Origin of the sequence: Streptomyces aurantiacus (assembly GCF_001418335.1) — a bacterium.
Taxonomy (GTDB): domain Bacteria; phylum Actinomycetota; class Actinomycetes; order Streptomycetales; family Streptomycetaceae; genus Streptomyces; species Streptomyces aurantiacus.
The window spans coordinates 1-11456 of the sequence record NZ_LIPP01000279.1 but is presented as its reverse complement, the minus strand read 5'-3'; the positions used below and the strand labels follow the sequence as shown (position 1 = coordinate 11456).

Below are 11456 nucleotides of genomic sequence, written 5' to 3'. Positions count from 1 at the left end.
GCCCCGTCCCGTCCTAGGGAGACCCCGTCATGCCCGGAATATCCCGGAAAGCGGCCGTCGCGCTCGCCGCCTCCGTCTCCGTCGCCCTCCTCGCCACCGGCTGTACCGGCCAGTCCGACGCCGGTGCCACGGACGACCCGAACGCCAGGACCACGATCACGTTCTGGCACGGCTGGAGCGCGCCCGCCGAGGTGAAGGCGATCCAGGAGAACATCGTCCGCTTCGAGAAGGCGCACCCCAACATCAAGGTGAAGGTCGTCGGCAACATCAACGACGACAAGCTCAACCAGGCGCTGCGCGCGGGCGGTTCCAAGGGCCCCGACGTGGTGTCGTCGTTCACCACCTCCAACGTCGGCAAGTTCTGCTCGTCCGGCGCCTTCGCCGATCTCAAGCCGTTCATCGAGAAGTCGAAGCTCGACCTCGACCGGATCATCCCGAAGCCGATGCTGGAGTACACCCAGTTCGAGGGCACCCGCTGCGCGATGCCGCTGCTCGGCGACGCGTACGGCCTCTACTACGACAAGGACGCCTTCGAGAAGGCCGGCATCGAGGCGCCGCCGAAGACCTGGTCCCAGTTCGCCGAGGTCGCGAAGAAGCTGACGAAGACGAAGGGCGACTCGTACGAGCAGCTCGGCTTCATGCCGAACTACCACGGTTACGAGTCCGTGGTGGACCACTACATGTCGCAGTGGGACCACTCCTACTTCGACAAGGACGGCACGTCGAGCATCGCCGAGGACCCGGCCTTCGCCGAGATGTTCACGTACCAGAAGAAGCTCGTCGACGACCTCGGCGGCTTCCAGAAGCTGGAGAAGTACCGCAACACGTTCGGGGACGAATGGGGCGCCAAGCATCCCTTCCACACCGGGCAGGTCGCCATGCAGCTCGACGGCGAGTGGCGGCTCGGCATGGCGAAGGACGCGGGCGTGAAGTTCGACATCGGCACGGCCCCGCTGCCCGTCGCCGACGACGAGGTGGACCAGTACGGCAAGGGCTTCCTCTCCGGCACGATCATGGGCATCGCCCCGCAGAGCAAGAAGCAGAACGCCGCCTGGGAACTGGTGAAGTACATGACGACCGACACCGAGGCCGTCGTCTCCTTCGCCAACGCCATCCACAACGTGCCGTCCACGTTCGACGCGCTGAAGTCGCCCGATCTGGAGGTCGAGGTCGGCTTCAAGACCTTCCTGGACATCGCGCAGCACCCGAAGTCCAACACTCCGCCGGCGTCCGTCAACGGCTCGACCTACCAGACGACGCTGCAGGACTTCGGCTTCCAGTACGAGTCCGGCAAGGCGAAGGATCTGAAGGCCGGTCTGGAGAAGACCGCCGAGCAGATCGACCGTGACATCGAGCAGGCGAAGTAGCACCCATGGCCACGCTTCCCCTGTCCACGCCCCCCGTGTCCCCACGCGCTGTGTCCACGCCCACGCTGCGTGCCAGACGCAGGAAACAGGCTCTGCGCACGGCCGCCTTCATGTCGCCGTGGCTGATCGGCTTCAGCGTCTTCTTCGCGTACCCGCTGATCTCGACCGTGTACTTCTCGTTCATGAAGTACGACGGCTTCGGCGTCCCCGAGTTCAGGGGGCTGGAGAACTGGAGTTACGTCTTCAACGACTACCCCATGTTCTGGCCGGCGCTGCGCAACACCCTGTGGCTGGTGCTCGTCATGGTCACCTTCCGGGTCGTCTTCGGCCTGGGGATCGGGCTGCTCATCACGAGGATCAGGACCGGGACCGGCGTGTTCCGCACGCTGTTCTACCTGCCCTACCTCGCGCCGCCGGTCGCCGCCACGCTGGCCTTCGTGTTCCTGCTCAACCCCGGTACGGGGCCGGTCAACTCGGTGCTGGGTGATCTCGGTCTGCCGACGCCCGGGTGGTTCACGGACGCCGCCTGGTCCAAGCCCGCGCTCACCATGCTCGCGCTGTGGGGCGTCGGCGACCTGATGGTCATCTTCATGGCCGCGCTGCTCGACGTACCGAAGGAGCAGTACGAGGCCGCCGAGCTGGACGGCGCGTCCGCCTGGCAGCGGTTCCGGTTCGTGACGCTGCCGAACATCTCGCCGATCGTGATGTTCGCGGTGGTCACCGGGGTGATCCAGGCGATGCAGTACTACACGCAGCCCCTGGTCGCGGGGAAGGTCGCCTCCGGGGTCATCGGTGGCTCGGGCCAGCAGTTCGAGCCGGGGTACCCCGACAAGTCGACGCTCACCCTGCCGCAGCTCGTCTACAACCTCGGCTTCCAGCGGTTCGACTACGGCTCGGCGTGCGTGGTCGCGCTGGTGCTGTTCGCGCTGTCCATGGCGTTCACCGCGTTCCTGATGCGGCGCCGGGGCGGTCTCATCCAGGCAGGTGACTGACCATGACCCAAGCACCGCAGACGACCCCGGCACCCGTGGCCCGGGCAGGTGACGGGCCGGCGAAGCCGGGAGCGCCCAGGACACCGGTCACGCCCGCCGAGCGGACCGCCCGCCGCAAGGCCCTCCTGGAGTGGATCGCCGTGCACGCGCTCGGCGTCGCGGCAGCCCTCTTCTTCGTCCTGCCCTTCGTGTTCGTCGTGCTGACCTCGCTGATGAACGGCTCCCAGACACTGAGCCGGGACCTGGTCCCGGACACCTGGGAGTGGGGCAACTACGCGAAGGTCTTCGACACCCCCGGCTTCCTCACCTGGTGGAAGAACACCCTGCTGTACGCGGGCGCCGGCACCGCGCTCACCGTCGCGTCCTCGGTCCCGGTGGCGTACGCGCTCGCCAAGTTCCGCTTCCGGGGCCGGAACCTGTCGCTGATGCTGGTCATCTCGATGATGATGCTGCCGCCGCAGGTCGTGATCATCCCGATGTACCTGTTCTGGGCGAAGCAGCTGGACCTGTCGGGCACGCTGTGGCCGCTGATCATCCCGATGGCCTTCGGCGACGCGTTCTCCATCTTCCTGCTGCGGCAGTTCCTGATGACGATCCCGAACGAGTACCTCGACGCGGCGAAGGTCGACGGCTGCGGGGACCTGAGGACCCTGCTGAAAGTCGTGCTGCCGATGGCCAGGCCTGGGATCGCGGCCGTCGCGCTCTTCCAGTTCTTCTACGCCTGGAACGACTACTTCGGGCCGCAGATCTACGCTTCCGAGAACCCCGGCGCCTGGACCCTGAGCTACGGCCTGGAGTCCTTCAAGGGCGCGCACCACACCGACTGGAATCTGACGATGGCCGCGACCGTCCTGGTCATGGCCCCCGTGATCCTCGTGTTCTTCTTCGCTCAGAAGGCGTTCGTCGAGGGCGTCACGCTCACCGGAGTGAAGGGCTGACTGACACATGAAACTCGCAGTAGTGGGCGGGGGCTCCACCTACACCCCCGAACTCATCGACGGGTTCGCGAGGCTGCGGGACACGCTGCCCGTCGAGGAGCTGGTCCTCGTCGACCCGGACCTGGACCGTCTGGAGCTCGTCGGCGGCCTGGCCCGGCGGATCTTCGCCAGGCAGGGGCACCCGGGGCGCATCACCACGACCGACGACCTGGACGCGGGCGTCGACGGTGCCGACGCCGTGCTGCTCCAGCTCCGCGTGGGCGGGCAGGCCGCCCGCAACGAGGACGAGACCTGGCCGCTGGAGTGCGGCTGCGTCGGCCAGGAGACCACCGGCGCGGGCGGTCTCGCCAAGGCGCTGCGTACGGTGCCGGTGGTGCTCGACATCGCCGAGCGCGTCCGGCGTGCCAACCCGGACGCCTGGATCATCGACTTCACCAACCCCGTCGGCATCGTGACCCGCGCCCTCCTCCAGGCCGGTCACAAAGCGGTCGGACTGTGCAACGTGGCGATCGGATTCCAGCGGAAGTTCGCCGGACTGCTCGGGGTCGCCGCCACCGATGTGCACCTGGACCATGTGGGCCTCAACCACCTCACCTGGGAAACCCATGTGCGACTCGGCGGTCCCGAGGGCGAGGACGTCCTGCCGAAGCTGCTCACCGGGCACGGCGACGCCCTCGCCGGTGACCTGCGCCTGCCCCGCGGCGTCCTCGACCGCCTCGGCGTCGTCCCCTCCTACTACCTGCGCTACTTCTACGCGCACGACGAGGTCGTACGGGAACTGGGTACGAAGCCCTCGCGCGCCGCGGAAGTCGCGGCGATGGAGCGGGAGTTGCTGACGATGTACGGCGACCCGGCGCTCGACGAGAAGCCGGCTCTGCTGGCCAAGAGGGGCGGCGCCTACTACTCGGAGGCCGCCGTCGACCTCGCCGCGTCCCTGCTGGGCGGGGGAGGGAGCCAGTACCAGGTGGTGAACACGTACAACAACGGGACGCTGCCGTTCCTGCCCGACGACGCCGTGATCGAGGTGCAGGCGGCGGTCGGGCACGCCGGGGCCACCCCGCTGCCGGTGGCGCCGGTGGACCCGCTGTACGCGGGGCTCATCGCTAACGTCACCGCGTACGAGGACCTGGCTCTGCGGGCCGCGCTGCAGGGGGGCCGCGAGCGGGTGTTCCGGGCGCTGCTCGCACATCCCCTGGTCGGCCAGTACGCGCAGGCCGACGGCCTCACCGACCGGCTGATCGCGCACAACCGGGAGCACCTCGCGTGGGCGTGAGCACACCAGCAGCGGAAGCGCCCCGCGGGAGCGTGAGCGTGAGCGCGGCTGTTCTCGCCGTCGACGCGGGGAACAGCAAGACCGACGTCGCGGTCGTGGCGGGCGACGGGAGCGTGCTCGCCACGGCGCGCGGCGGCGGATTCCGGCCCCCCGCCGTCGGCGTCCGGCAGGCGGTGGACGCGCTCGCCGACGCCGTCGGCCGGGCCTTCGCCGCGGCGGGCGTCACCGCCGTGGACCATGTCTCCGCGTGCCTCGCCAACGCCGATCTGCCCGTCGAGGAGGAGCAGTTGGCCGCCGCGCTGCACGCGCGCGCGTGGGGAACGACCGTCGTGGTCCGCAACGACACCTTCGCGATCCTGCGCGCGGGCGTCGAGGAGCCTCGGGGTGTCGCCGTGGTGTGCGGCGCGGGCATCAACTGCGTGGGCATGCGGCCGGACGGCCGGGTCGCCCGCTTCCCCGCCCTCGGCCGCCTCTCCGGGGACTGGGGCGGGGGCTGGGGCCTCGCCGAGGAGGCGCTGTGGCACGCGGCGCGTGCCGAGGACGGGCGGGGCGCCGCGACCGAGCTGGCCCGTACGCTGCCCGCGCACTTCGGCCTGCCGACGATGTACGCGCTGATCGAGGCCCTGCACCTGGAGCGGGTGGCGGACGCGCGGCGCCACGAGCTGACGCCGGTCCTGTTCGCCACCGCCGCCGGCGGCGACCCGGTCGCCCGTGCGCTCGTCGACCGGCTGGCGGAGGAGATCGTGAGCATGGCGGCCGTCGCCCTGACCCGGCTCGACCTGCTGGACGAGGTGGTCCCGGTCCTGCTCGGCGGCGGGGTCCTGGCCGCCCGCCACCCGCAACTCGACGACCGCGTACGGGAGCTGCTGGCCGAGCGGGCCCCCAAGGCCGTGCCCCGGGTCGTGACCGCCCGGCCGGTCCTCGGATCCGCGCTCCTCGGACTCGACCACGAGGGCGCCCCGGCCAGGGCGCACGCCCGCGTGCGGGAGTTCTACGAGAGGGTCTGAGCACGTCGGGAACCGAACAGTTCGGGTTGGCGTATTCAAGAGCAGGGGAAGTGCGGGATCTTCGCCGTGCCGAAATCCGACCAAGATCGAGTCAAGGCCTGTTCGGATGTCGGTCCCGGCGGCGATACTTGCGGCCGTACGCCTTTTGCCGTGCTTCCGGTCGCCGTGCTTCCGGGCTCGGGTGGAGGCGGCGGCCGATGACCATGGGGGAGGTCGAGTGACATATCAGCAGCAGGGCGGTGCGGCGCCACCGGGGCCGCCGGTGCCCACGATGCCCGCGGCTCCCGCGGTGCCGCCGCAGGCTCCGCCGCCGGAGCCGAGGAGCAGGCCCGCGGCACCCGACCCGGGACCCCCGCGGCGTACGGCCTGGGCGGAGGGCGTCGACCGGCTGCGTGCCGCGGCGACCACCGAGCCCGGCCGGCTGCGCGTCATCGGCGCCGTACTCGCTCTCCTCGTCGTGGTGTTCGGCGCCGTCACCGCCTGGCAGATGGCGGAGCGCCAGACCGCCGCGGACGACGTGCTGAACCGCAGTCAGCCGCTGAGCTCCGACGCGGCGGAGATCTACCGCGCGCTCGCCGACGCCAACACGGCCGCGTCCAGCGGCTTCCTCGCGGGCGGCCAGGAGACGGCCGACTCCCGCCGCACGTACGAGGCCGGCATGAAGCTGGCCTCGGACAAGCTGGTGACCGCGGCGGCCAACTCCGAGCCGGGCTCCGCCTCGGAGAAGACCATCTCCGATCTGAACCGGCTGCTGCCCCAGTACACGGGCCTGGTCGAGCGCGCCCGCGCCAACAACCGGCAGGGCTTCCCCCTCGGCGGCGCCTACCTGCGGTACGCCAACTCGAAGATGCAGATCATGCTCGCGGACGCCGAGAGCCTGTACGAGGTCGAGAAGGGCCGCCTGCGCTCCGACTACGCCGACGCGAAGCCGTACCCGTGGATCGCGATCGGCCTCGGTGTCGTCGCCGTCGGCGGTCTCGGCTGGGCCCAGCGCCGCAACTACCGGCGCACGAACCGGGTGTTGAACCACGGCCTGGTCGCCGCCACGGCCGGTGTCACGGTCGTGATGCTCTGGCTGGTCGTCGGCCACAGCGTCGCCCGCGCCGGGCTGAACGAGTCGGACGCGCACGCGGTCCGCTCGCTGAACACGCTGAACGACGCCCGCATCGCCTCGCTCAAGGCCCGGGGCAACGAGAACCTGACACTGGTCTCCCGCGGCGCCGAGACCAAAGAGGTCGGCAAGGGCGAGAACAAGAAGTCCGTGGACACCTTCGACTACGACTACAAGGCACAGATGGCCCTCCTCACCACGGAGTTGAGGGCGGCCGAGAAACTCGCCGACGACCCGGCGGGCGCGGCGCCCGTCCAGGACGCGACGAAGAACATGTTGGTCTGGAAGGAACGGCACGAGGTGGCCCGCGCGGCGGACGAGGCGGGCGACTACCAGGGCGCGCTGGACAAGGTGATCGGCAGCGAGGCGCAGGAACCGACGCGCGTGTGCTTCGACAACGTGGACGCCGCCCTGGCGAAGGCGATCACTCGCGAGAAGGCCGAGTTCAGGCAGGCCGCCGGTGACGGCCTGAGCGCGATGAACGGTCTGGTGGAGGGCGCCGCGGTGCTCGCCGCGCTCGCCGCCGCCGGCGCGCTGCTGGGCATCGGACGCAGGCTGTCGGAGTACCGGTGAGAGGAGGCATGACGATGAACGCACGACGTATGCGGGCCAGTCTCAGGGGCTGGGGCGGGGTGGGCGCGATGGCGGTCGTCTGCGCCCTCGCGGCGGTCTTCGCGCTGCTGCTGCCACGGACCCAGCCGGGCGGCGCCGACGGGCCCACCGGCGGCCGGGGCGCGGCCCAGGGGGACCAGGCCAGGGCCGAGGCGTGCGAGAAGCCCGAGGAGCGGAGCCTGGCGCCGTCCTCCGGCGATCTGGACGGCGCGGCGGTCCAGAAGATCCGCAAGCGCGGCAAGCTGGTCGTCGGTGTCGACCAGAACAGCCTCGGCTGGGGCTACCGCGACCCGAACAGCGCGTCGAACGGCAGCGGGTCGAAGGACAGCGCGTCGAACGGCAGCGACCTGAAGGGCTTCGACATCGACCTCGCGCGCGCGATCGCGAAGGACATCCTCGGCGACGAGACACAGATCATCTTCCGTGCCGTCCCGACCGACCAGCGCATCCCGAAGATCCAGGAGGGCAAGGTCGACATGGTGGTGCGCACCATGACGATCGACTGCGACCGGCTGAAGCTGGTGTCCTTCTCGTCGCCCTATTTCCAGACCGGTCAGCAGGTGCTCGCCCCGAAGGGTTCGGGCATCACGGGATACGACGACGGCTCCCTGGCGGGCAAACGCGTCTGCTCGGCGAAGGGCTCCACCGCCCTGGAGCACCTCGAAGCCGACAAGGCGGACGGCACCCTGCCCGCCTCCACCAACATCAGGACGACGGTGCCGAACCAGCTCGACTGCCTGGTGCGGCTCCAGCTCGGTGAGGTCGACGCGGTCGTGACCGACGGGGCGCTCGCCGCGAGCCAGGCCGCGCAGGACCCGACGGTGCAGGTGGTGGGCGAGCCGTTCACCGACGAATTCTACGGCGTGGCGATGAAGAAGGACGGCGCGGACGATCTGATACGCCGGGTCAACCAGATCCTGGAGGACTACCGCAAGAACGGCTGGCAGACGTCCTACGACGATCACCTCAAGAAATACCTCGGCGCGTCGTCGGGGCCGCCCGAGGTCGCGTACAAGTAGTCGGGAGTCCGCCCGGCACGTAGCCGGGGCCCGGACGGGGAACATCCACAACGGGAACGACGGGCACCAGCAGGACAACGGGAACAACCGGAAGTGAGAGGTGATCGATGGGCGTCGCGGGACCATCCGGGCCGGTACTGGACCGGAACGAGGTGGACCGTGCGCTGGCGCGCCTCGGCGCGGAGCACGAGGCCATCGAGACCTCGCTCCTCGCCCTCCAGGACCACGCGGGCCGCAGACTCCTCGAAGGTGCCGAGCTCACGGGCATCACCAAGGAGCGCTGGGTGACCGCCGAGGCGTCGATCACCCTGCTGTGGGCGTACTTCGACGCGTACGCGGACGCGCTGCGCTCCGCCCGCGCGATCCGCTCCCGTCGGCGCTGGTCGAGCCGCGAGGACCTCGCGGACCTGACGGAACTGCTGCGCGGCGAGAGCGTCACGGTGGCCGGCAGCGCCTCCGCCACGGCGTCCGCGCCCACGATGGCGGGCACCGGCAAGCTCAGCGAGCGCTTCACCCTCGCCGAACTCGTCGAGCGGATGAACGAGTTGTACGCGACGTCGCTGGACATGGTCGTCACGGCCGACGCCGTCTGGTCGGCGCTGCCCGCGCGGATAGACCTGCTGGCCGCGGAGTTGCAGCGCACCCGCCGGCTCGCGCACTCCGTGGGCGTCCGGCCCGGTGAGCACCCCTCTGGCGACGACCTGGAGCGCATCACACGCACGCTGACGTCGCTGCGTGAGCAGGTGGTGTCCGATCCGCTGGCCTTCTGGGCGCCCGCGCAGGGCAGTTCGGCGCCGGGCGGCGGCCGTCCCGACACGAAACGCTACGACCGTGAGGCACGCGCCCTGGAAGAGGTGCGCCGCGAGATCGACGCCGTACTCACGGTGCGGCAGGACGCGGAGGCACGCCTGGTGAGGCTGCGGGACGTGCTGAGCCGCGCGGACCGCACGCTGGCCGAGGCGCGCATCGCACGCGGCGAGGTACTGGCGAAGATCGCCGCGTCCGAGGTGCCCGCGGTGAGCGGCCCGTCGACGGCCCTCCAGGAACAGCTGGCGGCGGCCTCCGAGTACCGCAGGCACGCGCAGTGGCACCGGCTCTCGCCCCTCCTGGAGTCCCTTGAGGAGCGGGCCGAGGACGAACTGCTGCGCGCCCGCGAGTCGTTGACGGCGGTCACCGCGCCGCTCGCGGTCCGCGCGGAGCTGCGCGGCCGTCTCGACGCGTACAAGGCGAAGGTCGCCCGGCACGGCTTCGCCGAGGACCCGCTGCTGGTGGAGCGGTACGACGCGGCGCGCCGCATGCTGTGGAGCGCGCCCTGTGACCTGCGGGTGGCGGAACAGGCGGTGCTGCGCTACCAGCAGGCGGCCGCCGAAGTGCTCGTACCACGGGTCCCCGGAAACGGCGGGCCACAGGACCGGAGGGGGGAGTCATGAGTCAGCCGGACGAAGGCGGGCAGGACGGGCAGGGCCCGCAGAGTCAGCAGAGGCAGTGCCAGCGGCCCAGTTGCCCGGGGTCGTACGAGGACGTGGGCGGCGGCGAGCTGTACTGCGACACCTGTGGTCTGGCGCCGGTCGTCTCGTCGACCGGCATGGTGGGCGCCGCGCCGACCGGGATCACGGCGGGCGGCAGGAGCTCGCGCGGCAGCGGCAGCGGTTCAGGCAGCGGCAGTGCGCGCTCCGGCTCCCGTGCGTCGTCCCGCTCGTCCGCGCGGTCGGCCCGGTCCGCCCGGTCGGCCCAGTCCCGGCGTTCGGTGTCGGGGCGTCTGTCGCGCGCGGTGTCGGGGCGGTCGACGGGCCGTTCGGTGTCGGTGCGCAGCTCCGGCTCGGCGGCCGGCTCCTCAAGCCGTGGGCGGCTCGGCGTCGGCCTCGTACAGGTTCCGGACGTGCCGCGGCCCGACCCGCACGCGATGGTCCAGGAGAACCCCGAGGTTCCGGAGCGGAAGCGATTCTGCTCACGCTCCGACTGCGGGGCGCCGGTGGGCCGTTCGCGCGGTGAGCGGTCCGGGCGCACGGAGGGGTTCTGCACCAAGTGCGGCCACCCGTACTCGTTCGTGCCGAAGCTGCGGACCGGCGACATCGTGCACGGCCAGTACGAGGTCATGGGCTGTCTCGCGCACGGCGGGCTCGGCTGGGTCTACCTCGCCGTCGACCGGGCGGTGTCCGACCGCTGGGTGGTCCTCAAGGGCCTCCTCGACACGGGCGACCAGGACGCCATGGCCGCCGCGATATCGGAGCGCCGCTTCCTCGCCGAGATCGAGCACTCGAACATCGTGCGGATCTATAACTTCGTGGAGCACCTGGACCAGCGCACCGGCTCCCTCGACGGCTACATCGTCATGGAGTACGTCGGCGGCAAGTCCCTCAAGGAGATCGCCAACGACCGCCGCGACACGGCCGGGAAGCGCGACCCGCTGCCGGTGGAACAGGCCTGCGCGTACGGCATCGAGGCCCTTGAGGCGCTCGGCCATCTGCACAGCCGCAACCTCCTGTACTGCGACTTCAAGGTCGACAACGCGATACAGACCGAGGACCAGCTCAAGCTGATCGACATGGGCGCGGTGCGCAGGATGGACGACGACGAGTCGGCCATCTACGGCACGGTCGGCTACCAGGCCCCGGAGGTCGCCGAGGTCGGCCCCTCGGTCGCCTCCGACCTCTACACCGTCGCCCGCACCCTGGCGGTCCTGACCTTCGACTTCCAGGGCTACACGAACGTGTTCGTGGACTCCCTGCCCGACCCCGGCAACATCGAGGTCTTCCGCTCCTACGAGTCGTTCTACCGGCTGCTCGTACGGGCCACGGACCCCGATCCGGCCCGCAGGTTCGCCTCCGCGCAGGAGATGGCCGAGCAGCTCACGGGTGTGCTCCGCGAGGTCGTCTCCGTACAGACGGGACGCCCGCGGCCCGCGCTGTCCACGCTGTTCGGCCCCGAACTGAAGGTCACGGACACGCAGTTGTTCGGCAAGCTGGACGGTGACGTCTCGCGGCTGGGAGTACGGGCCGTGCCGGTACGAGAGAAGGCACGGGGGAAGGTTCGGGAAGGGGTACGGGGGAAGGGTGCGCCGGCGCTGACGGCCGGGGCGTACGGGACCGCTGGGCCGAACGGGACGGCCGCGGTGACCGGGACGGCCGCGGTGGCCG

9 protein-coding genes are annotated in these 11456 nt (G+C 70.6%); all 9 read left to right on the top strand.

What is annotated here, in order from left to right:
- Window positions 1-29: 29 nt before the first annotated feature.
- The gene (locus AOK01_RS31030; protein WP_055517488.1) at window positions 30-1367 is read left to right on the top strand and encodes an ABC transporter substrate-binding protein; all 1338 of its coding nucleotides are present in this window, start codon (window positions 30-32) and stop codon (window positions 1365-1367) included.
- Between the two features lie 50 nt (window positions 1368-1417).
- On the top strand, window positions 1418-2359 hold the full coding sequence (locus tag AOK01_RS31025) for a carbohydrate ABC transporter permease (RefSeq protein WP_055517493.1): 942 nt from the start codon (window positions 1418-1420) through the stop codon (window positions 2357-2359).
- Window positions 2360-2361: 2 nt separating this feature from the next.
- A complete protein-coding gene (locus AOK01_RS31020) occupies window positions 2362-3297 on the top strand; it encodes a carbohydrate ABC transporter permease (RefSeq protein ID WP_425424771.1) in 936 nt (311 codons plus the stop codon).
- A gap of 7 nt (window positions 3298-3304) precedes the next feature.
- The gene (locus AOK01_RS31015; RefSeq protein ID WP_055517486.1) at window positions 3305-4570 is read left to right on the top strand and encodes a 6-phospho-beta-glucosidase; all 1266 of its coding nucleotides are present in this window, start codon (window positions 3305-3307) and stop codon (window positions 4568-4570) included.
- Between the two features lie 38 nt (window positions 4571-4608).
- The gene (locus AOK01_RS31010; protein WP_190852503.1) at window positions 4609-5577 is read left to right on the top strand and encodes an N-acetylglucosamine kinase; all 969 of its coding nucleotides are present in this window, start codon (window positions 4609-4611) and stop codon (window positions 5575-5577) included.
- A gap of 217 nt (window positions 5578-5794) precedes the next feature.
- Complete coding sequence (locus AOK01_RS31005) at window positions 5795-7261, top strand: hypothetical protein (RefSeq protein WP_079103902.1); 1467 nt, start codon at window positions 5795-5797, stop codon at window positions 7259-7261.
- 14 nt (window positions 7262-7275) lie between these two features.
- Window positions 7276-8319: a glutamate ABC transporter substrate-binding protein gene (locus AOK01_RS31000; protein ID WP_055517490.1), complete on the top strand. Its 1044-nt coding sequence runs from the start codon at window positions 7276-7278 to the stop codon at window positions 8317-8319.
- A gap of 107 nt (window positions 8320-8426) precedes the next feature.
- Window positions 8427-9749, top strand: coding sequence for a hypothetical protein (locus AOK01_RS30995; protein WP_055517481.1), 1323 nt, complete (start codon window positions 8427-8429; stop codon window positions 9747-9749).
- Window positions 9746-11456 (top strand): serine/threonine protein kinase (locus AOK01_RS30990; protein WP_157871549.1); only part of this gene is annotated, 1711 nt, incomplete at its 3' end. The genes AOK01_RS30995 and AOK01_RS30990, both read left to right, overlap by 4 nt.

Bases quoted from the DNA above. Each gene is read 5' to 3' on its own strand.
- AOK01_RS31030 (WP_055517488.1), top strand. From the start codon at position 30: ATGCCCGGAATATCCCGGAAAGCGGCCGTCGCGCTCGCCGCCTCCGTC.
- AOK01_RS31020 (WP_425424771.1), top strand. From the start codon at position 2,362: ATGACCCAAGCACCGCAGACGACCCCGGCACCCGTGGCCCGGGCAGGT.
- AOK01_RS31015 (WP_055517486.1), top strand. From the start codon at position 3,305: ATGAAACTCGCAGTAGTGGGCGGGGGCTCCACCTACACCCCCGAACTC.
- AOK01_RS31000 (WP_055517490.1), top strand. From the start codon at position 7,276: ATGAACGCACGACGTATGCGGGCCAGTCTCAGGGGCTGGGGCGGGGTG.
- AOK01_RS30995 (WP_055517481.1), top strand. From the start codon at position 8,427: ATGGGCGTCGCGGGACCATCCGGGCCGGTACTGGACCGGAACGAGGTG.